The sequence below is a fragment of the Quyinboa sediminis genome, from assembly GCF_042219855.1.
Classification (GTDB): domain Bacteria; phylum Bacteroidota; class Bacteroidia; order Bacteroidales; family UBA5342; genus JBHJHP01.
This window is the reverse complement of the sequence record NZ_JBHJHP010000002.1, coordinates 389,278-413,331: the sequence shown is the minus strand read 5'-3', so window position 1 is coordinate 413,331 and position 24,054 is coordinate 389,278. Positions and strand designations below refer to the sequence as shown.

Annotated in this window: 22 protein-coding genes; 7 read left to right on the top strand and 15 right to left on the bottom strand. The window is 40.7% G+C overall.

Annotated features, from left to right (window positions below; translation table 11 throughout):
- Positions 1–264 precede the first annotated feature (264 nt).
- The 5 genes from ACE1EF_RS06940 to ACE1EF_RS06920 form a co-directional block, all read right to left on the bottom strand.
- Positions 265–858: a DUF2179 domain-containing protein gene (locus tag ACE1EF_RS06940; protein WP_375719908.1), complete on the bottom strand. Its 594-nt coding sequence runs from the start codon at positions 856–858 to the stop codon at positions 265–267.
- 46 nt (positions 859–904) lie between these two features.
- On the bottom strand, positions 905–2,206 hold the full coding sequence (gene der / locus ACE1EF_RS06935) for a ribosome biogenesis GTPase Der (RefSeq protein ID WP_375719907.1): 1,302 nt from the start codon (positions 2,204–2,206) through the stop codon (positions 905–907).
- 113 nt (positions 2,207–2,319) lie between these two features.
- Complete coding sequence (locus ACE1EF_RS06930; RefSeq protein WP_375719906.1) at positions 2,320–2,964, bottom strand: hypothetical protein; 645 nt, start codon at positions 2,962–2,964, stop codon at positions 2,320–2,322.
- A gap of 106 nt (positions 2,965–3,070) precedes the next feature.
- Positions 3,071–3,991 carry a DMT family transporter gene (locus ACE1EF_RS06925; RefSeq protein WP_375719905.1) on the bottom strand — a complete coding sequence of 307 codons (921 nt, stop codon included), beginning with the start codon at positions 3,989–3,991 and terminating at the stop codon, positions 3,071–3,073.
- Between the two features lie 85 nt (positions 3,992–4,076).
- Positions 4,077–4,388, bottom strand: coding sequence for an isoamylase early set domain-containing protein (locus ACE1EF_RS06920; protein ID WP_375719904.1), 312 nt, complete (start codon positions 4,386–4,388; stop codon positions 4,077–4,079).
- A gap of 283 nt (positions 4,389–4,671) precedes the next feature.
- On the opposite strand from ACE1EF_RS06920, the gene ACE1EF_RS06915 reads away from it, so the two are divergent.
- From ACE1EF_RS06915 to ACE1EF_RS06905, 3 genes are all read left to right on the top strand, one after another.
- Positions 4,672–5,343 carry a zinc metallopeptidase gene (locus ACE1EF_RS06915; protein WP_375719903.1) on the top strand — a complete coding sequence of 224 codons (672 nt, stop codon included), beginning with the start codon at positions 4,672–4,674 and terminating at the stop codon, positions 5,341–5,343.
- 236 nt (positions 5,344–5,579) lie between these two features.
- Positions 5,580–6,113: a hypothetical protein gene (locus tag ACE1EF_RS06910; RefSeq protein ID WP_375719902.1), complete on the top strand. Its 534-nt coding sequence runs from the start codon at positions 5,580–5,582 to the stop codon at positions 6,111–6,113.
- A gap of 246 nt (positions 6,114–6,359) precedes the next feature.
- Positions 6,360–6,461, top strand: a complete 102-nt coding sequence (locus ACE1EF_RS06905) for a carboxypeptidase-like regulatory domain-containing protein (protein WP_375719901.1) — start codon at positions 6,360–6,362, stop codon at positions 6,459–6,461.
- 215 nt (positions 6,462–6,676) lie between these two features.
- On the opposite strand, the gene ACE1EF_RS06900 is transcribed toward ACE1EF_RS06905, so the two are convergent.
- The 8 genes from ACE1EF_RS06900 to ACE1EF_RS06865 form a co-directional block, all read right to left on the bottom strand.
- The gene (locus ACE1EF_RS06900; protein WP_375719900.1) at positions 6,677–7,336 is read right to left on the bottom strand and encodes a type 1 glutamine amidotransferase; all 660 of its coding nucleotides are present in this window, start codon (positions 7,334–7,336) and stop codon (positions 6,677–6,679) included.
- A 26-nt stretch (positions 7,337–7,362) separates the two neighbouring features.
- A complete protein-coding gene (locus tag ACE1EF_RS06895) occupies positions 7,363–8,121 on the bottom strand; it encodes an MBL fold metallo-hydrolase (RefSeq protein WP_375719899.1) in 759 nt (252 codons plus the stop codon).
- 6 nt (positions 8,122–8,127) lie between these two features.
- Complete coding sequence (locus ACE1EF_RS06890) at positions 8,128–8,532, bottom strand: C-GCAxxG-C-C family protein (protein WP_375719898.1); 405 nt, start codon at positions 8,530–8,532, stop codon at positions 8,128–8,130.
- Between the two features lie 88 nt (positions 8,533–8,620).
- Entirely contained in the window at positions 8,621–9,964 is a 1,344-nt protein-coding gene (locus tag ACE1EF_RS06885; RefSeq protein ID WP_375719897.1) for a hypothetical protein, read from the bottom strand.
- Between the two features lie 11 nt (positions 9,965–9,975).
- Positions 9,976–10,968 (bottom strand): hypothetical protein, encoded by a 993-nt coding sequence (locus ACE1EF_RS06880; protein ID WP_375719896.1) that lies wholly within the window; start codon positions 10,966–10,968, stop codon positions 9,976–9,978.
- 75 nt (positions 10,969–11,043) lie between these two features.
- Positions 11,044–13,290, bottom strand: coding sequence for an inorganic phosphate transporter (locus ACE1EF_RS06875; protein ID WP_375719895.1), 2,247 nt, complete (start codon positions 13,288–13,290; stop codon positions 11,044–11,046).
- Positions 13,291–13,558: 268 nt separating this feature from the next.
- Positions 13,559–14,254 carry a lipoyl(octanoyl) transferase LipB gene (lipB, locus tag ACE1EF_RS06870; RefSeq protein ID WP_375719894.1) on the bottom strand — a complete coding sequence of 232 codons (696 nt, stop codon included), beginning with the start codon at positions 14,252–14,254 and terminating at the stop codon, positions 13,559–13,561.
- Between the two features lie 11 nt (positions 14,255–14,265).
- Positions 14,266–16,479, bottom strand: coding sequence for a patatin-like phospholipase family protein (locus ACE1EF_RS06865; protein WP_375719893.1), 2,214 nt, complete (start codon positions 16,477–16,479; stop codon positions 14,266–14,268).
- 117 nt (positions 16,480–16,596) lie between these two features.
- On the opposite strand from ACE1EF_RS06865, the gene ACE1EF_RS06860 reads away from it, so the two are divergent.
- The 4 genes from ACE1EF_RS06860 to mnmA all read left to right on the top strand — a co-directional run bounded on the left by ACE1EF_RS06860 (position 16,597) and on the right by mnmA (position 21,477).
- The gene (locus tag ACE1EF_RS06860; RefSeq protein WP_375719892.1) at positions 16,597–17,547 is read left to right on the top strand and encodes an NAD(P)H-dependent flavin oxidoreductase; all 951 of its coding nucleotides are present in this window, start codon (positions 16,597–16,599) and stop codon (positions 17,545–17,547) included.
- Between the two features lies 1 nt (position 17,548).
- Positions 17,549–18,670, top strand: a complete 1,122-nt coding sequence (locus ACE1EF_RS06855) for an arginase family protein (protein ID WP_375719891.1) — start codon at positions 17,549–17,551, stop codon at positions 18,668–18,670.
- Between the two features lie 626 nt (positions 18,671–19,296).
- Positions 19,297–20,407 (top strand): peptide chain release factor 2 gene (gene prfB / locus ACE1EF_RS06850; RefSeq protein WP_375719890.1). Its coding sequence is split into 2 segments (ribosomal slippage): positions 19,297–19,359 and positions 19,361–20,407, totalling 1,110 coding nucleotides; the frame shifts between segments, so codons are not numbered across the junction.
- Between the two features lie 8 nt (positions 20,408–20,415).
- On the top strand, positions 20,416–21,477 hold the full coding sequence (gene mnmA, locus ACE1EF_RS06845) for a tRNA 2-thiouridine(34) synthase MnmA (RefSeq protein ID WP_375719889.1): 1,062 nt from the start codon (positions 20,416–20,418) through the stop codon (positions 21,475–21,477).
- A gap of 447 nt (positions 21,478–21,924) precedes the next feature.
- On the opposite strand, the gene ACE1EF_RS06840 is transcribed toward mnmA, so the two are convergent.
- Positions 21,925–23,184, bottom strand: a complete 1,260-nt coding sequence (locus ACE1EF_RS06840) for a porin family protein (protein WP_375719888.1) — start codon at positions 23,182–23,184, stop codon at positions 21,925–21,927.
- Positions 23,185–23,370: 186 nt separating this feature from the next.
- Positions 23,371–23,883: a DNA-3-methyladenine glycosylase gene (locus tag ACE1EF_RS06835; RefSeq protein ID WP_375719887.1), complete on the bottom strand. Its 513-nt coding sequence runs from the start codon at positions 23,881–23,883 to the stop codon at positions 23,371–23,373.
- Between the last annotated feature and the right edge of the window lie 171 nt (positions 23,884–24,054).

Sequence of the window (24,054 nt, the reverse complement as noted above, 5' to 3'; positions counted from 1 at the left end):
GTAATAACTCAGCTTTAATCATCCTCCAAATGTAGATTATAGCGTAGTTTCAAACGTGAATTAATGTTAATGATGAGTGTTGCTTTGTTAACTCAGGTGCTAAAAATGTTGCATAGATATGCGTGTTTTGTTAACTCGAAATGGGCCGTTTCTTTCAGTTTGAGTCAGGTAAGTCTCAATGATACTGCAGATTAGATTAAGTGCCAGAACAAAGGTTAATGAAGTTTAATTTTCGGGTTCACATCCAATATTTCAATGTGCCTCTTACTTGTTTTTCCGGCTTTGGGTTAACCTTTTAAATATCGTGTTATTCGTTTCCAAAGGCATAACGCCTTCATTAACCGTTTTCAGCTCTTCCACAGTGTAGAATGCATTAGGGTTATGTTCATTGATAATACTGGCAACTTTGGGGAGTTGCTTTCTTTTAACAATGGTAAGGATAATGTTTACAGGCCCTTTTCCTCCTTTGGCATCAAGATAAGTGACGCCGAACTTTTCATTACGAAGGTTCTCGATAAGTTTTGTGGTATCTTTTTTGGGTATAATGCGAACAAGAACCGTTCCGAGTGAAAGGCGTTCTTCGAGTCTCATACCGATGTAATTCCCTGTCGCAAATCCTCCGCCATATGCCAGGTAACACCACACATTGTTCAGGTGTTGCATGATTTGTCCCATGGCGAGCAGCCAGATGATCACCTCGAAAAAGCCGAGCAGTGGGCCGATAACCTTAAAACCCTTTGATACGAAGATAATACGAAGTGTTCCAATACTCTGGTCACTGATGCGGGCAAGAAAAATCAGCAGTGGTATAAGGATATACGTATAGAAAAAAGAATCTGTCGGAATGAATTCAGACATGCCTAATAATTTTTGTTCCCAGCGGGTAGTTGTTTGTTTTACAAAGTTACTTTTTGCGCATGAAAACACGAATCGGAACACCCGAAAAATCCCAGTTTTTTCTGATTTGATTTTCAAGGTACCGTCGGTAAGGCTCTTTCACATACTGAGGCAGATTACAGAAAAACGCAAAAGATGGCGTTGTTGAGGGTAACTGCGTCACAAATTTTATTTTTATAAATTTTCCTTTTACGGCCGGTGGATGATAGTTTTCTATGGCTTCCTGCATTACCTCGTTCAGTTTTGAGGTGGGTACTTTGCGGGTTTTATTCTCATACACTTTCATCGACATTTCAAGAACCTTAAGTATGCGCTGCTTGTCAGGCACAGAGGTAAACAGGATGGGGAAATCTGTAAACGGGGCAAAACGTTCTCTTATATCGCGTTCAAATTCTTTGGCCGTATGCGTATCCTTTTCAATAAGGTCCCATTTATTCACACAAACCACAACGCCTTTGCGGTTGCGGTTAATAATATTGTAGATGTTCATGTCCTGTGCTTCAACGCCACGGGTGGCATCAATCATCAGAACGCACACATCAGAATATTCTATGGAGCGGATAGCCCGGAGCACGGAATAGAATTCAAGGTCTTCACTTACCTTGCCTTTTTTTCTAAGGCCTGCTGTATCAATAAGAATAAAATCGTGTCCGAATTTATTAAAACGGGTGTTAATGGAATCACGTGTTGTACCTGCAACATCTGTTACAATGTTGCGTTCTTCTCCGATAAAAGCATTGATAATGGATGATTTACCCACATTGGGTCTGCCAACCACAGCAATCTTAGGCAATTCTTCGTCAGTTTCTGCTGTATCCTCTTCCAGGTTTGCTGCGACATGATCAAGCAGTTCACCTGTACCCGAACCATTCATAGACGATATCATGAAATAGTCACCCAGTCCAAGGTTGTAAAATTCATATGCATCGTTTATCTGCATATTGTTATCAACTTTGTTGACAACAAGAATCACTTTTTTCTCCGTTTTTCTCAGGATCTCTGCAACAGCAGAATCCATATCAGTTATGCCCGTTGTTACATCAACCAGCATAATGATAAGATCGGCTTCAGCTATTGCAATAAGTACCTGTTTACGGATCTGTTCCTCAAACACATCATCAGAATTCACCACATAACCACCGGTGTCAACCACAGAAAACTCCTTTCCGTTCCATAACGATTTTCCGTAATGGCGGTCGCGGGTAACTCCTGCAGTCTCATCAACAATAGCCCTTTTGGACTCTGTCAAGCGGTTAAACAGTGTTGATTTGCCAACATTTGGCCTCCCTACAATAGCAACAATACTCATGTTAAATTTTTTGCAAAAGTAATCAATTCAACAGAATTTAGCCCTTTTAAAAAATAAAAGTCCTTTTTCTGTTAAGCTTCCTTTAAAGAGCAGGTTAACTTTCCGAAATATCATCAATGTAAATACTTCTCCAGCGGGTCATACCCTTTCCATGTTCCCAGAGTTTTTACCGGTGTAAAGTTTGCAAATAACTCCTCCCTGAACCATTTGTGCTGCCGGGTTTTGTGCACCACATTCAAATGGGGATCAGACCGGTAAGCAAACCGTGCCATGTGCGACCGGTCTTCCCACAGACTGAACGTCACCTGCATAAATAACGGGTATTCTCCAATACCTATGGAGAAGATCAATCCCGGACTTTTATTTAGCATATGTCTTACCCTCGGAACATTCATCCAGAAACGGGGAACATGGTTCCATTTTATGGTTGCCCTGGTGATGACCCCTATTAAACCGCCTTTTGTTTCACTGAAATCTGTAAATGGTGTTTTATCCGACCATTCTCCTCTGGCATTAGAAGCATGCATAAACACGGTCCAGTTATATGCAGAATGTGACCTGAACTGCTCAAACAGCGCAGCATGGTTGAAGAAGTTATCCGCGTAGTCTTCATTTTCCCAAACGCATAAAATGGCAAATGTTGTAAGATCGGGAATAATGGATAATCCGCCCTTACTGCCGCTACCCAGCAGTTTGAAAAACTGAAGTCCTTTGATCTGACTGAATCCGGATTTGGACAACTGCATTTGGGGTAGCATCCAAAAAATATTCTTCCCTTTAAATTTTAATATTGTAAGTGTAGTAATTTGCATGGTTCCGCTAAAGGATCATTACAAAAACAACAGAATAGGGGACAAATAGTTTTTACAAAAAGAACAAAGCAACACCGCCAACAGATATCAACGCCCCCAGAATTTCGGCTACATGGACCTTTTCTTTATTAATAAGGATGGCCGGAGGAATAATCAGGACAGGTACAATAGCCATGATGGTAGCTGCAATTCCTGCATTGGTTTTCTGAACTGCAAGTAAAGAAAAACCTACGCCCAGAAACGGACCGGTAAATGAGCCCAGTGCCATCCGTTTTACGGCAGGTAAGTTCATCAGGCCGGCTTTGACATTTTTCCAGCGTCGCATCACGGTGATGACCACAACAAAGCCTGCCATTCCGGCAATGATTCTGATCTGCGTGGCCGCAAAGGCATTGTAATCGCCCATGCCTTTTTTGCTGAGTACAAGGCCGAACGCCTGACCAAGAGCACCTCCGAAAGCAAACAACAGTCCCAGCATGGTTTTTGAGAACTGTTCCTTTTTTAATGCCGCATCTGTTTGTTTCCGGTTTGCCCGTTTACGGACAAGCATGACAATGATAATCCCGGAAATGGTGAGACCCATGGCGAGAAAATCTTTCACCGTTAATACTTCGCCCAGCGTAATCCAGGCGATGACTGCAGTAATCAGTGGCACAAGCGACATGATCAGCATGGATATCCGGGCACCGATCATGATAAAGGCCTGAAATAGAAATAAATCACCCAGGACAAATCCAATGATTCCGGACAATAGAAGCCACAGCCACTGATACGATGTTGCATCTACCGGTAGCAGAAACCCACGACTGATATAACTGAAAATACTCAGGTAAATAAAGCCCATAAAAAGCCTGATCAGGTTCAGAGAGAGTGCTCCGACCCGTTTACCTGCTGCCTCAAATGCCATAGCTGTAACTGTCCAGAATATGGCAGTCAGCACTGAGGCAATTTCACCGAAGTGGGACTGAAACATGGCTGAAAATTTTCGCTAAGATAGAAAATGCTTCACATAATTTATGACAGTGAAACCGACTTATACGAAAATCTTCAGTTGTTGTTTATGCCTTTGTACTGATTAAGCTGTTAGACTCACCAAATGTATTGGCAATAAGTCCATCTGCTTCAGGATCATTAAACCATGAGGCGTTATCGACGAGATAACGGAATTCAATATCCTGATCTACAGGAAGCTCCAATGTAGCTGTATAATCTCCGTTTTTAAGCTGTTTCATCGGTTCAGCACTTGTATCCCAATTATTGAACGATCCCAGGATTTTAACGTCTCCGGCATGTTCTACTTCGGATTTAGATAATCGGAATGCCACTTTGCATACCGGTTTTGATTTTAAAAATGTTTTTTTAAAACTCATGACAAATATCTTTAGAATTAATAGATGAGATTTCTTTTTGAAAACAGAACGGATTCAATTAATTAGGTTGTGGTGCTGCAAAAGTAAAATTTAATACTAAAATGACATAATTTTTATTCAGTATTTTAGTGTTGATCGCATTGCTTCCTGTAAATCCGTCTATGACCGGCGTTGAGTAAAATTATGATAATCATGAAAAAATATTAAATAAGTTATGCCAAAAAGGCAAAGTGCATGAATTGGCACCTGTTTTGAAGAAGCTCTGATATAAAATTTAAACGTTATGATGTCGTATATTTTATTGATCATTATTATTATGATTCCCGGCTTAATCGTTCAGAGTACGCTTAAGCAGAAATTTAAAAAATATTCCAAAGTTGGAATAAACGGGATGACAGGCAGGGATATTGCAGAAAAAATGTTACACGATCATGGTATCTATGATGTCAGGATCACTTCGGTTAACGGACAACTGTCAGATCATTATAATCCAGCCAACAAAACAGTGAATTTAAGTCACGATGTATATTACGGAAGTAGTGTAGCATCTGCTGCGGTTGCTGCCCATGAATGTGGTCACGCGGTTCAGCATGCAAGGTCATATGCATGGCTGAATATGCGTTCAGCTCTTGTTCCCTTTGTCAGCCTGGCTTCAAACTGGGTTCAATGGGTTATTCTGGCAGGTATCATACTGATTAATACCTTCCCGCAGATTTTTATCGTCGGTATTATTCTGTTTGCTCTGACCACATTGTTTTCATTTATCACTCTGCCGGTTGAAATGGATGCCAGTAGGAGGGCAATTGCATGGCTCGGCCAATCGGGAATTACAAGCTCGCAAAATAATGTTATGGCTAAGGATGCTCTGAAATGGGCAGGAAGAACATATGTGGTTGCGGCGTTAGGTTCACTGGTAACTTTGCTTTATTACATTATGATAGCCAGAAGCCGTTAAAAAACGTATACAGCTTATCGAAGCATTCCTTTACAGGAATGCTTTTTTTTGTCCTTATTTTCACATCAGTTTCACTCAGCTTTAATTGGGATGCAATACAGGCGTAACACGCAGACAGTAGTTTTGTGATCAAAAGGTTATGTCTTTCCTCAATATCAACATAATACCTTCCCAAAGTGAGAAGTTACAGTTCTGTAGCTTCTCTTTTTTATGGCACAAACTTAAAACGATATATCATGAGTAAAAAAGATCCTGCATCCGGTAAAAAAAGCCTTCTGCTCTCCAATGGTGGCTATTACAGGAATTATATTTCTGACATTTCAGTTTGCGGTTATGAAAAGATACTGGTCCTGGGTTATGAGGCTGAGAAGCTGGTCAGATATCTGCATAAAAAATGCTTATCAGGTAAGATTACAGTGAGTGGTTTATCAGAGGAAGTTTCAAAAGCCGTAGCTAAAAAATATGTTCTGAAGAACCGCATAGAAGTGACCCGGCAAAGTCTGACTGACATGGTTAAGGATAGCCGGACTTTCGATATTATTATCATGCATCTTTATCACAATGATCCGGATGTGGAACCGGACCTCAGAAATCTTAAGCAAATTCTCGGGCATACGGGAACAATTTTCATGCGAGAGAAAAGCCTGAATTTTGATTCGGAAGATATGGTGAACGCATTAGACAGTACTGCGCTTTCACTTTTAAAACAAAATGAAACGACTACAAATATTTTCGGGAATGTTTATGATCTGAAAATCAGGCATAAATAATCCCGTCTGCACATTGATTTTTTTATTCTGCGTGCTTTGTTAATATCATCGGACAATTGATACAATTCATATTAGTATCTTTTATAAGTTTTAACTCATCTTAGTCCTTCAAAACTTAAGCTTATCATTTTACTGAGCAGATCTGCTTTGGATGGCCTAAAGAGTTTTTGATAATGTGTTTTATGAGAAAAGTTTTTACTTCACTCTTATTTTTTATTTTTTTCAGTCATTGCATTTGGCCGGTACATGGTCAGTGGTGTTGTTGTGGATAAAAATACAAAGCAAATGCTGATTGGTGCCACTGTTGTAATTAAGGGAACAACAACAGGCACGGTTACTAACTCCTAACCCTGCATCAGACGTGTTGCGTTTTGTGAAAAAATAGAGATAAAATAACAGATCAGTGAAGAGGTTGTCGTCATGATAACCTCTTTTTATTTCTTATCATCCTTACGGAGAGGGCGTAAAAAACAATGATCCCATTTCCTTTTCAGGATAAAGTTGGGGGAACAATCAAACAACAGGATTCTGCTGATCCATCTGATTGCAGGCTAAAACAGGGCTTATTTAAGAAATGGGAGGATCAGGGATTTCAGGAGTTCGAATGAACCGGAACCATAAACTGTAAAGCCGTCCATGATCTGTTCTTCTGTCATCATAAAGCGTTCACCGGTCAGTTCGTCCCTGCACTTATCTACAATAGACTTTAGGGCTGTTTCATCCATTTCAAGGTGACACTGAAAAGCGATAACATTTTTGTTGTATGTGAATATCTGATTTTCACATGCTGCCGAAGAAGCAAGCAATTCGGCACCTGCAGGAAGGTCGTAGGTTTCGCCATGCCAGTGAAATACAAAATGCAGGTCATTATTTTTCAAACGTACCGGATACCAGCCAATCTCTTTTTCTTCTGCCAGGAAAACAGGCTCGCCCAATGCACTGGCAATAAGCTGAGCGCCAAGGCAAATGCCAATAACTTTTTTGCCGTTATCTATCAACTGACGGATATAGGCCGTTTCATTTATCAGCCACGGATAATCTTCGGTATCATTTACGCTCATCGAGCCACCCATAACCAGGACTGTATCAAAATCTGCAGATTCCGGTAAACGTTCTTTCCATACATCACAATATGAAACCTGATAATTCAGGGATTTAAAAATCTCGGTAAATCTGCCGGGACCTTCAAATTCAACATGTTGTAAAATAAGTACTTTCTTCATGTGCAAGTCATTTCAACACAAAACAGCTAAAGTGTAAATACTTTAGAAGCTTCTACTCTCGATGTCAGTTGTATATTGTATCTGGCGTTAACCTTTTCAAATGTTTTAACAGCCAACTCCGGTGTATTGTTTTCCTGAGACAGATGAGACAGTAAGACATGATTCAGATTTGATCCGGCATGTTCCTGTAATAGTGTCAATGCCTGAAAGTTACTCAAATGTCCGTTTGATGATGCCACTCTTTGTTTCAGGTAGTAGGGGTATGGTCCGTTCCATAACATCTCTTCATCGTAATTGGTTTCCAGGAACATAGCATCACATTGTTTAAAATGCGAAATCATATTGTCGCAGGGTTCGCCAATATCGGTAAATACACCAACCTGTTTGCCGTTAATCTCAATCCTGAAACTGCAGGGTTCAATGGCATCGTGATTTTTAAGAAATGGATGAACCGTAACGGATCCAATAGATACCGGCTGATCCGGTTCAAAAAAAGCATACTTCCCTGGACGGTTTGGGTTCCAGGAAGACTCATATGTTTTTTTTGTCAGATAAACAGGAATATCAAGAACCTTTGAAAGAACTTTAACACCACGCATATGATCGGCGTGTTCGTGCGAAATAAAAATGGCCCTGACTTTATGTTTATCCAGCCCCATTGCTTCCATTCTCAGCAAAACCTGTTTACGGCTTATCCCCACATCCACCAGTACAGCATCAGTTCCGTTACCCACATAGTAACAGTTCCCGTTGCTTCCGGAAGCAATCGCACAAATTTCAACCATTCCGCATTACCTTTTTAATATATCTTCAACTATTGAAGCAGCTTCGTGCACAAATTTATCACAAAAATGTTTAGTATCACCATTTTGTTTGGGTTCAGTTAAAACTTTGCACTGGGTTGACCCAAACTTTTTCCCGAATATCTGTATCAGCTCTTTCGATTGTTCGTAGGTCAGTTCTTTTGATTTTCCTTCCCCTGTTCCTGCAAGTCCCAATGCCATAATGGCACCTGTTACGGCGCCACAGGTTGATCCCGACATGGCTATTCCACCTCCGAACCCTGATGCAATTTGCTTACATTGTTGAATATTCAGACCGAGTTGAATTCCGTAAGGTGCCAATACGGCCTGTGCACAGTTGTTGTCTTCATGGAAAAAAGCTACCGCGTAATCCGGTTTTGACTGTGATTTCATGGTTTCTGATTTTGACGCAATTTATTACATTTTTTTGCAACAAAAAAGGAGATCCGAAGACCTCCTTTCAACAAAATGTATAATCAAACTACTCTGCCAGTCCTTCCTGGGACAGCAGAGTCCATCCTTCTATCCAGTTATCTTCAGGTCCGAAAGCGCCCTTGTAATCCACCCAGTCGTACCAGTCGGAGGAATATGAACTGAGGTTTTTTACCGGCAGGGAATCAGAGGTTACCTTAAACGAAGCGCCACTGTATCCGATGCCATAATTTTCAATCTCATTTTCATTGGAGATGATATCCAGGATCAGCACATCGCTCTTATCCTGTATTTCATGAAATGACTGATCCATAACTTTTCCCAGCGATTCAAAGGTATTCTCAGCAACATCGTAAAAAATATTATTGTTGAAAGCCAGGTCTCCTGCTTCCAGTCGTTCATAACTCGATGCATCGCCTACATACTCTACTGTGATTCCAAGTTCCTGGTTCACAAAAATGGAATTGGAATAGATTCCGCCACCATTGTCCTGAAACGTTATAAGGTTGTGAATCAGGGATTGTCCGCTACCGATAAAGGTGGCGTTGTAAATCTCAGGAATAGTATATGGAATGCCATCTTCCGGGCTTACGCCGCCGTCGTGCTCTGCCAGGCAGTCACCAACCTGTTCTCCTTGTATCGCAAGTAAAAACTGGCACCGGCCATGATAGCCCAGATCGAAGTCAAAAGCATCATCACCACAAAAGGCAACAGCAATATTTTTCAGGTTGACGGAGCCCCCGAATAGCTCAATACCATCATCTTTATTGGAGATCACTTCAATATGACTGATCCGTGTGCCTTTACCGACACCACCCAATGTCAGGCCGTTGATTTCGTTGTCTGTGCCGATATCGGTTCCTCCGTGACGGATAGAAACATATTCAAAAACGCCCGAGTTATCAGCTTCATTATCGCCGCCGTAGACACCTCTGGGCTCTGACAAAGGGATACCTTCGATATAAGCTTCTCCGGACGTTGTGTTAACCGGCGCATTACCTAAAATAATTACTCCACCCCAAAGTCCACGGGTATAAACATCAATTGAGCCCTTCAGGTCGTCACCATCACAGGTAAATATAATGGGTTCATCTTTTGTTCCCTGAGCAAAAATCTTACCACCACGGGCAACAACCAAAGCACTGGCGTTTACTCCCTGGCCTGTTTTTGCACGGATCACTGTTCCTTTTTCAATAATCAGGGTCTGACCCGGATTTACAAATACAAAGCCATCAAGCAAATACTCCTTGTCACTGGTCCATGTGGTTGTTCCTACTCCCCCTGCGTTTGCTGCAACCACCTGAAGTTCATCCGCAGTAAGTTCGTAATCGCTTTTTCTGCAGGAGGTGAAGACCATCAGGACAGCAAATATGAATAATACTGTTTTTTTCATGTCATCCTGATTTAAAAGTTGATTTCAAGATTCAGATACACTGCGGAAGCATAGTCCAGGTTTTTCGCATATGGCATCCAGTCCTGGTAGTTTAACGATGCTTTCAGGTGTTTGTTGACTGCACATTCCAGACCTCCAACAAGGGCACTTCCATCTTTGCTCAGATTCCAGGGCCGTTCATCGCCGTCCAGAATATTCGAATAGATCATATCGTATCGGCCAAATACACTCCATTTATCTGCAAAATACAACTCACCGTATACTGATCCACCCTGGCGGGAATACCCTTCACGGTTTTTGTAGTTGTTTTCCATAGTATAATCGGCACCCAGTTTAAATTTTTCTCCTTTGTAAGCTCCGTAAAGCGTATATACAGTGTTTATGTTATCATCATTCGGGGCAAGGTCAATGCCGGCACGGAATTCAAAATCGGCAGGTTTTGCCACAAGTCCGGCAGAGTATCTAAGGAAATCATCATACTGAAAATCTTTATACCCTTCTCCGTTGGCAATCATGAAATCCACATCAAAAACATCAGAAAGCGATTTTTTAACGAAGAATCCAAGGTCGGCAGAAGCATTGAACTTAAACTCATCCTGGAAGGATTTTCGGATGTAACGCTTACCCCAGAGTTTTTCCTGAAGTTTAAACTGGTATGTTCCGATAAGGCCAAGTTGCAGTTCCCATCCGTTCTTTTTGTATTTAACTCCGGCATTTTTAAAATAGGTATATCTCCGGATCAGTGCATATTCCGAATCATCGTTGATGCTACCAATATCAAGCAGGACAAATGCAGACCAGCCTTCTGCAAATTCGTTGGTGTAACCGAAGTAGGCTCTGGTCACTTCAAATGCCATGCTGGCAGAATTAAAGTCACCAACAGTATTTACAAATGCATCCGTATATATTCGTCCGGATACTTTACCTCCTGCTAAAGGTGTTTCTGCTTTGACGAGTGTGGATATACCAATGACCGCAAAGCACAATAATAAAATTCTCTTCATTGTTGTTTTGTTTGTTGCTGCTGTAAAAAAGGCAGCCGGAATGAGTCTCCGGCTGCTAAAATTATTGTTGTTAAACTATTTCTGCGATAAAAAGTCGCGTTGCGCTTTAATAAGGTTATTCAGATTAAGCATTAAACCTTTGGTTTCCTGAAGAATTGTGATGAATAGCATGCTTGAGCGTGTTCCGTCTTCAGCTTTTTTAAGGCGCTTTATCTGGTTTTTATTGAATTTCTTTAAAAGATCCAGGATAGCAACCTGCTCTTTGAATAACGCATCCATTTTCGCAAAATCATTATCCTTAACTATTCTTGACGCATGATACATAAAGCTTTTTATGTTTTTACATACCTCAGCGAGTTCTTCCTGCTGGATATTGGAAAATGGCTTATGGTTGTTATCGAAATGTGCAAATGTTGGAGAAACAATGTAGTCGAGCGAATGCGCTGTTTCTCTAAGATAATCAAGCACCTGAATATAAAATAATCCGGATTCAAGGCTGCTGTCTTCAAGTTGCTTGAGTTTTTCGTGCGAACGTTTTTTCAGTTTTTTAGCACGTTTACTGATTGATTCAGCAGCAGTAAGCTGTTCCTTCAATCCCTTACGATCTTCAACACGTGCATGATTTATCGTTTTACAGAAGATATCGCCCATGCGGTCAATAACATCATTTACCTCGGTGGAACATGAGTTGATTAAAGAACTTTCAACTGATATTGTTTTGGTTTTCTGTTCTTTTGTGTCTGCTGCAATTTCAGCCTGACGTCTTTTGTAAATTCTCTGTGTTCTGATAACCAGGAATATAGCCAGAGCTATTAAAACGATAATTGCAACGGTTCCGCCCCAGTAAATAATGTTTGCAATTACAAAAGAAACTGTAAATGCAATTAAAGCTGTAAGAAACCAACCACCAATAACCGATAATACACCAGTAACACGGTAAACCGCACTGTCTCTTCCCCAGGCTTTATCAGCAAGGGATGTACCCATTGCAACCATAAAAGTCACATATGTCGTGGATAGAGGCAGTTTAAGTGATGTAGCGAAGGCAATCAGGATACTCGCCACCACGAGGTTGACCGATGCACGGATCAGGTCAAATGATGGTGGTTCTTCCATTTTTGCAATTTTGGCCTGGTATTGTGTGCTGTCAAAGCGTTTCTGAACAAAACGTTTGAGAGCCGGTGGTGTAATGGCTGATGTGCCGCTTGAAATATTTCCTGAGAAACGGACCACTGAACGGGCCAGCAGAGAAGAGCCGAAGCGTTCCTCTCCTTCATCCTGCCGGGCAAGGTCGATGGATGTTTTAATAACCGATCTTGCTTTGCGTGAGGTCCATAGGGTTACTACCATGATAAGGCCGGCAATAACAAGCAGGTAGGTATCTGTCTTAATTTTTCCACCTAGAAAAGCCATGCCGAAACTGTGCGGGTCCGCTCCCGGATTTGCAATAAACTCTTTAAATGACTGGAAGCCTGCCAGAGGTACACCTATAAAGTTAACGAGGTCGTTACCCGCAAAGGCCATGGCCAGACCAAATGTGCCCACCAGCACAATAAATTTCAGGATATTGGCTTTAAAAATCCAAACCGCCAGCTGCATGATTAAAGTCCATGCAATAAATCCAAGGCCAACAATGGACCAGGTATGTTCTTTTATCCAGTCTTTTGTGGCACTGGTCATAAACGATGCATCTTTGGCTCCTTTAATCAGAATAAAGTAGGTAATGAATGTGATCGCTAATCCACCAAATATTGATCCGTAGTATTTCATCGTTTTTTCATAGTTAAACGAAAACCATAAACGCGATAAATACTGTACGATGGCTCCTACGGTAAAGGCAACAACCACGGAAATGAGGATTCCTGAAATAATCGCCAGGGCTTTTGATGTGTTTATGTATTCATACAGGTGCAGCGCATTCGGATCAGTACTGATTTTGATCAACGATATGGCCACAGCCGAACCAAGTAACTCAAACACAATTGATACCGTTGTTGATGTCGGTAGACCAAGCGTGTTAAATGTATCCAACAGGATAATGTCAGTCAACATAACTGCAAGAAACATGTACATGATCTCTGAAAAGTAGAAATGTTCCGGGTGGAATATACCTTTTCGGGCTACTTCCATCATTCCACTGGAAAATGTTGCTCCAACAAACACGCCGAGTGCAGCAACAACCATAATTACTTTAAAAGGTGCTGCTTTTGAACCAACAGCCGAGTTTAGAAAGTTAACAGCGTCATTGCTGACTCCCACAACGAGGTCTGAAATTGCCAGAGCAAACAGCACAATGACGATAAATAAAAACAGGGTCTCCATGATTATTTTTTAAATTAGACATTAATCCCTATGGATTTTTCCGCTGCAAAAGAGCGAAATAAATGTTACAAACCTGTTACATGATTGTGACATAGGAATGACATTTGCAGCCCTTCGCACTCGTAAACTTACTGTCAATTCATTTAATAATCAAATATTTAATTAAATTAATCTAAATAATAATGAAATTGTAACAGCTATGAGGCAGGTGATACAAAAGACTGTTTCCGCTATTGCGTTTGTATAAAGATATGGAATCAGATTTTCCTTAGATAAGATTGAAACCGAACACTTTTTCGATATTCTTTTTTACAATTTTTTTCGCTTCATTAAAATCAATCTCCCTACCAAGTTCCTTTTGAACCGAGGTTACACCTTTATCAATGAAACCACAGGGATTGATGTAGTTGAAGTATTCAAGTTGGGTATTTATATTAAGTGCAAACCCATGCATTGTCACATAACGGCTGCTTTTTACGCCTATGGCACAGATTTTACGTGCTTTTTTAGTGTCCGGTTCAAGCCACACACCGGTAGCACCGTCAAGCCGGCTTCCTTCAATGCCAAATTCTGCAATGCTAAGTATAATGCTCTCTTCCAGCAGATGGATGTATTGTTTTAGTCCAAGGCCGAGTGCTTCGAGGTCAAGAATCGGATAACCCACAATCTGACCGGGACCATGGTAGGTAATATCGCCACCACGGTTGGTATTGACAAAGGCGGCATGCCTGGCCTGTAGCTGAATTGCATTGATCAACAGGTTATTTTCAGATCCGCTTTTTCCTAAAGTATAAACATGAGGATGTTCCACGAATACAATATAATGATCAATGGTGTCTGGATCTGCTTTCCCCTCGCGGACAGCTTTTTTTGCGTCCATGATGGAATCGAACAGTACCTCCTGTTTTTTCCATGCTTCATTATACTCTGTCACTCCCCAGTCCTGAAAATATGTTTTTCCCACAATTGTAAATTTTAAAACCAGTATCCCAGACTTAAATAACTGATAAATTCATTGTTATTTGACGACGTTGTAAGGGAGAATGAAAGTGGTCCGCCAAAGCTGTTGATGGAATAACCCAGTCCGCCTCCCCAGATCATTTTGCCGTTTTTAGGGATATTAAAGTCTGTTGATATCCCGCCAAAATTAAAAAAAGTATGCAAGTAATGCGTCTTAAAAAGGTTATATCTCAGTTCAATCCTTCCAATGGCAACTTCATTTGTTTGGATTTCAGCCAGTCGCATACCATAAAATGGTATCTGGTTTTCGATTATTTCAACCCAGTCATCACCACCTATCCTGGAATAGTGGTATGGTGGGACATTGTCCCCGTAAAGAATCCTGGCATAAAATGCCGGAAGCATGGTGAATCTCGGTAAAACCTCTTTGGCATATTTATACTTTACGCTTCCTATTATGAGTGGATTGGAGTTGTATAGTTTAACAAAATCGCTGGTCACAACTTTTCCGTATGCCTGTAAAAAAGAGCCTTTATGTGGAAAATACTTGCTGTCACGGTCATCCAGTTTAATAAAGAACTGGTAGTTATAAAAGTTTTCATCATTTAAAACCAGGGGGTCTTCTCCGTCCGGTACATTGTAATAGTATGATTCCACGTCATACAATTCCATTTCAAATCCGGCACCAATGGTAAAAGTATGATTGAAAATGGTATGCGTGTTCAGCTGCACTTTGTTGTAATTCCCCTTTACAAAGCCGGCCAGATCTCCCTGATTATACAGGTCGTAACTGGCACCGGAAAAGTCGTATCTGAATTCAAGACCGGGTATGGTTCCCTTATCAAGCGTATAGCGGAATTTAAAACCCGGGAGGCGCGAAAGATTCAGGTCAATCGAGAGCAATGAACCCAGTCCTAGTTTATTTTTTAAAGTTGTATTGATGAGAAGGGAAGCCTGGCTTTCCATGTTATAATGTAAGCCGATATTGAGATAGCTGTTGTTGGATTCCACCAGGTTCAGAACAAGTGTTTTTTCTTTATCCCCAATCAGACTGTAATCCACTTTCTGGTAGTTTGTTGTTGCATATAATTTTTGAACCCCTTCTTTTATCAGGTAGAACGGGACAAAGGAACCTTCCTGAAGTTCAAGTTTTCCCTTGACATAATTATTGAGCTCTTCGTTCCCGTCTTTAACCATTATTTTACGTAAAAAGAAGACATCATCATCGGTAACCGGTTTATAAACCGGTATTGGATTATAACTTAAGCTGAGCGAATCCCGTAAATGAATCAGTCTGTCCTTCTGCTCCATTACGGCATCATAACCAAGCTTGTACATGGCAGCTGCAGCCGGTTTATTAAAACTGGTCATGGTATAGTCAGAAAGGTCCGGTTTAATATGGATATCGCAGGAGTCCACGTTTTTTTCATAAAGGTCTTTTGATAAAATGGCAACTAACTGATTAACAAGGTTTCTGCCATCATTGAGTTCATCTTTTTTCTTCAGGCCTGTTTGAATATCAATACCAATTACAATATCCGCACCGATGTCTTTAACCCTGTCCACAGGGAATACATTGGTTACTCCGCCATCAACCAGTAATTTACCGTTAATGACTTCAGCGCTGACAGCTGCAGGTACCGCCATACTGGCACGCATACTTTGCGGTAATGATCCGTGATCAAGAACGATTTCATCCCCGGTTTCAAGATCAGTGGCAATGCAAACGAACGGAATGGGAAAATTCAGAAAGTTGACATCATCGTGATAACCGATTGTAAGGTCCGAAAGCAACTGCATAATGTTTTGTCCTTCCACAAAATAGGACGGCAGTTCAATTTTTTTGCCCGAAAAGGGAAGCGAAATGATATACCTGTCCATCTCTTCCTTTTCAAAAAAGGGCATCTGGTTCCGAATCATTTTATCACTCAGAATAAACTCCCAGTCCTGCTCGTTAATCAGCTTCATCATTTCGTCAGGCTTATAGCCAATGGCATACATACCACCAACGATTGAGCCGATACTTGTTCCACTGATGTAATCTATTGGGATTTTTAATTCCTCCAGGGCCTTTATGGCACCGATGTGAGCAAACCCTTTTGCACCACCTCCACTAAGGGCAAGTCCAATTTTTTTTTCGTTTTCAGCTTCAGCAGTTGAAAAGTTGATCTGTATTGCACAGAATATGAGCAATATAAAAGTGATCTTATTTGGGGCTAATTTTTTCATTCAGTTAAATAAACCAGCGGTTCTGATGATATAACAAAAAAGTGAATTGTCAGGTTTTTAATATATTGACCAAAAGTACAAAAATTAATATCTACTTTTGAATAAAATACGTAAAATATGAAGAACCGGATTACTGAGCTGTTTAGTATTGAATATCCTGTTATTCAGGCAGGTATGGTATGGTGTAGTGGTTGGCGACTGGCTTCGGCAGTGGCCAATAATGGTGGATTAGGAATTTTAGGTGCAGGATCGATGTATCCGGAAATTCTCAGGGAAAATATTCATAAAGCCAAAGCAGCTACAGATAAACCATTTGGGGTAAATATACCTTTGTTATATCCTGATGTGGATAAAATAATGGAAATTGTAAAGGAAGAAGAGATTAAGATTGTGATCACTTCTGCCGGGAACCCCAAACAGTGGACCCCGTACTTAAAGGATCTTGGAATTACCGTAGTGCATGTGGTATCGGCTACCCGTTTTGCAGAAAAATGTGAAGCTGCCGGTGTGGATGCCATTGTAGCTGAAGGATTTGAAGCCGGCGGTCACAACGGCAGGGATGAAACCACGACAATGACTCTGATTCCGGCAGTTAGAAAGGCAACTTCACTGCCCCTTATTGCCGCAGGTGGAATCGGGTCTGGTGATAGTATGCTGGCTGCAATGGCTTTAGGAGCAGAGGGTGTCCAGATTGGTTCTCTGTTTGCGGCTTCTGAAGAGTCGTCTGCACATCTGAATTTTAAGCAAAAAGTAGCGTCATTAAAAGAAGGAGATACCCTGCTATCCCTTAAGAAACTTACCCCGGTGCGATTAATTAAAAATGGTTTCTTTGATAAGGTAACGGAAGCAGAGCTGCGTTGTGCCCCGGATGATGAGCTTAAGGAACTGTTAGGTAAGGGGCGGGCTAAAAAAGGAATATTTGAGGGTGATCTGGAGGAAGGAGAACTTGAAATCGGACAGATTTCTTCCATGATTGATGAGATAAAACCGGTTGATATAATTATGAAGGAATTAATAGCGGCTTACAACCAGGCGCTGGAACGTGTCGTAAAAACAGGATCATTGTAACATGAACATCTACGATTATACAGAACCATATGAACCGGTAAAACAAAACAGCCATCTTTCTAAAGGGCTTTCTGTCGGTGAAATATTAAAGCAGGTTACACCAACTCAGGTCGACTATGATGTGGCTTTAATTGGTATTGCAAACGACACCAACGGAACCACAAATAAAGGTTCAGCAATTTGTGCTGAAACCATCAGGAAAGAGCTGTATAGTTTACGCGGAGGGTTTAAGAATATCTACGTGTCCGATGTGGGTAATATTAAAAGCAATACAGTCAGGGATGCTTATTTTGCACTGGAAGAGGTCGTTGCCTATCTGATCCGTAATAGGGTAATTCCGGTTATCATTGGGGGATCGAACGATTTTGCCCTGCCGCTTTTTAGTGGTGTTAAAAGCGCCCGCAAACAGGTCAACTTTGTGACAGTGGATCAAACACTTGATGCCACGGATTCTGAAGATTTTGATCACAGAAATTACCTGAAGCCGCTGTTGAATGATCCGGATCTGCTGTCCTTCAGTCTTATCGGCTATCAGAGTTATCTTTATGATGAATTGCAACTTAAGGCCTATCAGAATTTTCCTCAGAATATTATCCGCTTGGGGCAGTTAAGAAAACAGATTCATATCACAGAGCCGATATTTCGGGATGCCGATATGGTGGCCGTGGATATGTCTGCAGTGCGCCTGGCAGATGGGCCAGGTGTAAGATATGGTTCACCCAACGGACTTTTTGGCGAAGAGTTGTGTCAGCTGGCGCGATATGCCGGCTTCAGCGACAGGATTTCATTGTTTTCGTTATTTGAAACTAACCCGGAATGTGATCTGAATAACCAGACCTCAAAACTTGCAGCCCAGGCCATATGGCATTTTTTGGATGGTCTGGATAAGCGTTACAAAGATTATCCGGTCAGGGATATTTCAACATATAAAAAATTCGTGGTGCAGCAATCTGATATTGACCATGAGATGGTATTCTACAATAACCCGCAGAATAACCGCTGGTGGCTGGAGATTGATGCGGTAAAACAAATGATCGTGTCCTGTACCATTGATGATTATCATTATGCTCGGGCCAACAAAATTCCGGATGTGTATTACAAGTGGCACAAACACCTTAAATAATTAGGAATGGGGAATTACGAATTAAAGCGAAGCGAGAGTTTCGTTTTAACCGAAGCCCTCACTTAAATTTATATCAGCGGAAATCGGCGTGATCTGCTGGATGTAAAATAACGATCCATCTGTGGGAGTTGATATATCTGATTGAGAACAAATTCCTAATTCAACATTAATAATCCGTAATTGTATCAAGGTTACTTCGATACGAAACTTCGTTTCACTCAGTAACCAGGCTCCTATCAACGAACACTAATTCCTCATTCTTAATTGATAAACAGAATTGTCCGGTTATAGCTCCAGAGATTCCTCGCTGCACTCAGAATGACAAGTATTTTCTGGCTGTTGGGCTGGAGGATGGGTTGGTTTGCTACAGATTCGAAAACCAACCCATCCTACAGCCCCATATGAACCTAAGAGACTGTCATTCTGAGCGTAATAAAATGAAGCGAAGGATCTTTACTTAATATTGATTTTTTAACAGGGCAACAATGATTGTATGCAGGTTACTTTGATATGAAACTTTGTTTCACTCGGTAACCGGGTTCCTATCAACAAACACTAATTCCTCATTCTTAATTCGTAAATCGTAATTGATTTCCTACTTTTGTAGCCGTAAAAATTTAAGAACCATGATTACAATTGAAAATATCAAAGAACTCTCATCCCGACGGGATGTTCTGAGGAGGTACCTTTGACATCGACCGAAAACAGATAGAACTCGAAGAGCAGGAACTGCGCACCCAGGCACCCGATTTCTGGAATGATCCCAAAACAGCCGAAGCGCAGATGAAAGAACTGAATGATCTGAAAGACTGGGTCAACCGGTACAACGAAATTACTACTTCCATAGAAGACTTACAGGTTTTGTACGATTTCCATAAAGAAGGTGAAGCTTCCGAAGAGGAGGTGGATCAACACTATGCTGAAACGGTAAACCTGATAGAGGCACTGGAACTGAAAAACATGCTGCGTCGTGAAGAAGATCGCATGGGTGCCATTATAAAGATCAATGCCGGAGCAGGTGGAACTGAGTCGAACGACTGGGCGGATATGCTGTTGCGTATGTACCTGCGCTGGTGTGAGAGTCATAAATACAAAGTCACGGAAACGCATTTTGTTGCCGGAGATGAAACCGGTGTTAAATCGGTTACGCTTCAGGTAGAAGGCGATTATGCCTATGGTTACCTGAAAGGTGAAAACGGGGTCCACCGTCTGGTTCGCCTGTCGCCTTTCAATGCACAGAATAAGCGTATGACCTCATTTACGTCGGTTTTTGTGGCTCCCCTTGTGGATGATACGATTGAAATTGAGGTTAATGCCGCTGATATTACATGGGAAACCTTTCGTTCAGGAGGTGCCGGTGGTCAGAATGTAAATAAGGTAGAGACCGGTGTACGTCTGCGCCATGCACCTTCAGGAATTATCATAGAGAATACCGAAAGCCGTTCTCAGTTGGGGAATAAGGAAAATGCTATGCGTATTTTAAAGTCTCAGCTGTATGAGCTGGAGTTGCGTAAACGGATGGAGGAACAGGAAAAGATTGAAGGATCGAAGCAGAAAAACGAGTGGGGATCACAAATTCGTTCGTATGTGTTTCAGCCTTACAAAATGGTGAAGGACCTGCGTACCGGTCATGAAACATCCAATGTTCCGGCTGTTATGGATGGCGATCTGGATGATTTCATCAAGGCTTATCTCATGATGTTCGGTGCCAGCGACAGTGTGGTATCAACACGTTAATTTTCGGTTTGAACACAAACGCAACATCCGTATTAGTGGCCATGAGTGGCGGCGTGGATTCCACGGCAACCGCACTGATGTTAAAAGATCAGGGGTATGCGGTATACGGCATTCACTTTGTTTTTTATCACGAATCAGATAACCTGCAACCGGTTTTTGATGCGTTTGAAAATCTTGCCATTCAAACAGGCATTCCCATTGATGTAGTGGATGTGCGGGAAGACTTTGCCAAAACCATCATTCAACCGTTTATTGATCAGTATATAAACGGTATTACACCCTTTCCCTGTGCACTGTGCAACAAAACGCTGAAATGGCCCTTGCTGCTGGAGTATGCAGATCGGCTGAATTGCGGGTTTGTAGCCACGGGGCACTATTCGCAGATTGAAAACTGGCAGGAACAACAGGTCATTTCTGTGGCTGCCGATCCTGATAAGGACCAGAGCTTTTTTTTGTGGAGCATACGTAAAGAGTGGATGCCCCGGATTTTATTCCCGTTGGGACAGACCACTAAAGTAAAGGTCCGCGATTACCTGGACAAAGTCGGATTTACGTCCATGGCAAAAAAGAAGGACAGTCTGAGTGTCTGTTTTGCCGGCGAAGGATACCAGCAGTTTTTAGAAAAATATGTGCCGGAGGGGAAGCTGAATGCACTAAAAGGAAACTTTGTTTCGCCGGAAGGAGAAGTTCTTGGTCCGCATAACGGCATTCATCTGTATACAGTAGGCCAGCGCAGAGGGTTTAACCTGAATATCGAAGGCCCATTGTTTGTTATAGATATTGATCCCGAAACCCAAAATATTACACTTGGACCACACCATCAGTTGTATAAAACTGAATTTTACATCACCAATTTCTATTTTATCGATCCTGAAAAAGTGATGAGAATGGAACTGGATGTAAAAATCCGCTACCGCAAACAAATGGCCAAAGGACGGCTGTGTAAAACCGATGATGATCAGATTTTAAAAGTTGTTTTATCCGAACCCGAATATGCCATCGCCAAAGGCCAGACTGCCGTTTTTATGCAGGGGAATTTGATTTTGGGAGGAGGGTTTATAGTCAATTAGGAATTAGTATTTTATCCAAAACAATTAATAATTCCTATTTACTGTTGACCGGTTAAAGCTTCAGAGATTCCTCGCTACACTCGGAATGACAGGCATTTGCTGGCTGTTGGGGTGGAGGATGGGTTGGTTTGCGACAGATTCGCAAACCAACCCATCCTCCACCCCCATATGAACCTAAAAGACTGTCATTCTGAGCGTAGTAAAATGAAGCGAAGAATCTTTAAGTAATATTTATTTTTTAAGCATATAACATTGATAGGGAATTAATAATTTATAAAATCGTCAACTCAACTCTTTTTTTTAACTAAATGACAATCAGTTTTTTAAGGTTCCTTATCTTTTGAAGTTTAAAATACACAAATAAATAAAAGTGAGGTATCTAAATGCAGTGATTTTGTCTAGAGCTTTTATTACTCTTACTTCGAATATCAGACAAAACAGTTTTTGTTATTTTTTAAAAATTGTATAACCAATAGTTAATGAGGTAAGATTAGGATCATGTTTATTTTCAGAAGTCACGAATTCCAATATAGTTTTAGTTGGTCTAAAGCGCAATTCCACACTCAGTTTATCATTATATTTATAACCGGCACCAAAGGTGAAGTAGTTTATAAAGTATTTTGAATTGGTTTTCGTTTGTAACTGGTATGTAAAACTTGCCATCCCAAAGGAGTAACCGGCATTCACAAATATCTTTGATTTTTGATTCAAATAGAAATAATACCTGAATCCAAGGGGCAACTCAATTCCATGGTATTTAATATTTGCGATTTTTTCAGAATTACCGGGATACCTCAGATCTGAATTAAAATACACATAAGTAGGTTCAATAAGAAAGGCCCATTTTTGCTTATTCCCGGGTAGTGTAAGTTCTGATTCTATTCCAAGACGATATGATATTTCATTGTCAAAACGGTATTCGTAAATGTAAGGCACATAGTGTCCAAGTGCAGATGTAGCCAGGTTATAATATAAAGATGTTTTACGTATCCCAGGTCTTAAAGCGATAAACACAGGATTAGACTTCTTAGCAAAGTCTTCTTTATAATCCGCATCCTTGCATTTATTGTACAGTTTAAAAATCTTTATTAAATCCTTTTTATAATATTGTGTGCTTTTTATTTTGTCAGATGAAATGGCGTTACAGTGTAGGTCGATTAATAACTGCTTTTTATAATCCTCATTTTTCTTATCATAAGAATAGTTAATCAGTAATATACCATAGTCTGGAGTTACATTAGCAACTTTATCTTTGTAAGGTTTATATATTAACTGAACAATCCTTGAACTGTCAATGCTGTAAAAGTATCTGTAGAAGTCTGCTCCATTGTAGTAATAAAGACTTGCTTTACCTTCCAGAATAACCTTTAAAAAAAGTGTTTCTTCTTTATAGATAGGTTCCCTTGTTTCACTAATGTGAGTTGCTGCATGGCTGGATCTGTCAATGAGTACTTCAGACCTGATATATTTTGATTTGTTATATATTCCGAATTCTTTAACGGAATCTATACCTAAAATAATCGGAGCAGCATCAGTTGATAATTTACACTGAAACTCTTTAGGGTTAGTACTCCAGTCTTTGTTCTTAATATAGCATTCTGTTGAGTCGTTCCGGTTATTAATATAATATCCTTTTTCAAATGATATCTGTCCGTAGATATGAGAAACGATAAAGAATGTAAAAATGGTAAGAGTCAGTTTTTTCATTAGTATGCAAGTAGTATGATAATTAAAATATCATAGTCAATTAAATAAACATTAGTTATCAGGTAAAATTCAACAATGTTTTCATTTTAAAACAAGTTTCAACAGTTTTAAAGTTTAAAAATACATAAATGAAATAAGCCAGCTAATAGAGTGGATTTCATATGCTACTGATCGGATGACTTGAAGTCATCCGATCAGTTTCCATCGCCAGTGTTTGCTTATCCAGGGTTCGCCGGCATAATCTATCCCAATGCGTGGTGTAGTGATATGATCAGAAATCACCGGAGCATCTTCAATCCAGATACGGTTGGATTTAATCAGATCTTCACCATAAAATGATTTGTCCAGGCCAAGTGCTCTTCCGGCTTTTCCCGGACCATCGAACCCTTCAATACCGCGGATCAGAACAGCCTGCGGAATATCTTTTGGTCCGGTTACAATATTCAGCATCCAGTACATGCCATAGATAAGGTACATGTATACATGGCCACCTTCGTGAAACATGATTTCGGTGCGCTTGGTACGGCCCTTGGAAGCATGGCAGGCTTTGTCTTCGAATCCGTTATAGGCTTCAACTTCAGTAATTTTATAGCGCAGAATTTCATCGCCATGATTTACAGCAATGGTTTTTCCCAGCAGCTTCGGAGCTACGTCAAGCACGTTGCGTATGTAAAATTCCCGTTTGAGTCTTTCAGCCATTGTTGCGTTTAGGCTGACTAAAATAGTGAATTTATTTAATAGTTAGCGAGGGTTTCGCTCAAAGTGAAGCCCTCGCTACGACATTGTACTGGTTGGACACAATATTGGTAGCATTTGAAATCAAAGATACAAATCCAAGTGCCGTAGGTACGAGATCATTAGTTAATAATA

What these genes read in the sequence shown, in the direction of transcription:
- ACE1EF_RS06865 (WP_375719893.1), bottom strand. Translation starts at nt 16,479, where the DNA reads ATGAAAAAATTAGCCCCAAATAAGATCACTTTTATATTGCTCATATTC.
- ACE1EF_RS06875 (WP_375719895.1), bottom strand. Translation starts at nt 13,290, where the DNA reads ATGGAGACCCTGTTTTTATTTATCGTCATTGTGCTGTTTGCTCTGGCA.
- der (WP_375719907.1), bottom strand. Translation starts at nt 2,206, where the DNA reads ATGAGTATTGTTGCTATTGTAGGGAGGCCAAATGTTGGCAAATCAACA.
- ACE1EF_RS06925 (WP_375719905.1), bottom strand. Translation starts at nt 3,991, where the DNA reads ATGTTTCAGTCCCACTTCGGTGAAATTGCCTCAGTGCTGACTGCCATA.
- ACE1EF_RS06835 (WP_375719887.1), bottom strand. Translation starts at nt 23,883, where the DNA reads ATGGCTGAAAGACTCAAACGGGAATTTTACATACGCAACGTGCTTGAC.
- ACE1EF_RS06915 (WP_375719903.1), top strand. Translation starts at nt 4,672, where the DNA reads ATGATGTCGTATATTTTATTGATCATTATTATTATGATTCCCGGCTTA.
- ACE1EF_RS06905 (WP_375719901.1), top strand. Translation starts at nt 6,360, where the DNA reads ATGGTCAGTGGTGTTGTTGTGGATAAAAATACAAAGCAAATGCTGATT.
- ACE1EF_RS06900 (WP_375719900.1), bottom strand. Translation starts at nt 7,336, where the DNA reads ATGAAGAAAGTACTTATTTTACAACATGTTGAATTTGAAGGTCCCGGC.
- ACE1EF_RS06895 (WP_375719899.1), bottom strand. Translation starts at nt 8,121, where the DNA reads ATGGTTGAAATTTGTGCGATTGCTTCCGGAAGCAACGGGAACTGTTAC.
- ACE1EF_RS06940 (WP_375719908.1), bottom strand. Translation starts at nt 858, where the DNA reads ATGTCTGAATTCATTCCGACAGATTCTTTTTTCTATACGTATATCCTT.
- ACE1EF_RS06860 (WP_375719892.1), top strand. Translation starts at nt 16,597, where the DNA reads ATGAAGAACCGGATTACTGAGCTGTTTAGTATTGAATATCCTGTTATT.
- ACE1EF_RS06890 (WP_375719898.1), bottom strand. Translation starts at nt 8,532, where the DNA reads ATGAAATCACAGTCAAAACCGGATTACGCGGTAGCTTTTTTCCATGAA.
- ACE1EF_RS06910 (WP_375719902.1), top strand. Translation starts at nt 5,580, where the DNA reads ATGAGTAAAAAAGATCCTGCATCCGGTAAAAAAAGCCTTCTGCTCTCC.
- ACE1EF_RS06930 (WP_375719906.1), bottom strand. Translation starts at nt 2,964, where the DNA reads ATGCTACCCCAAATGCAGTTGTCCAAATCCGGATTCAGTCAGATCAAA.
- ACE1EF_RS06880 (WP_375719896.1), bottom strand. Translation starts at nt 10,968, where the DNA reads ATGAAGAGAATTTTATTATTGTGCTTTGCGGTCATTGGTATATCCACA.
- ACE1EF_RS06840 (WP_375719888.1), bottom strand. Translation starts at nt 23,184, where the DNA reads ATGAAAAAACTGACTCTTACCATTTTTACATTCTTTATCGTTTCTCAT.
- ACE1EF_RS06920 (WP_375719904.1), bottom strand. Translation starts at nt 4,388, where the DNA reads ATGAGTTTTAAAAAAACATTTTTAAAATCAAAACCGGTATGCAAAGTG.
- ACE1EF_RS06885 (WP_375719897.1), bottom strand. Translation starts at nt 9,964, where the DNA reads ATGAAAAAAACAGTATTATTCATATTTGCTGTCCTGATGGTCTTCACC.
- ACE1EF_RS06855 (WP_375719891.1), top strand. Translation starts at nt 17,549, where the DNA reads ATGAACATCTACGATTATACAGAACCATATGAACCGGTAAAACAAAAC.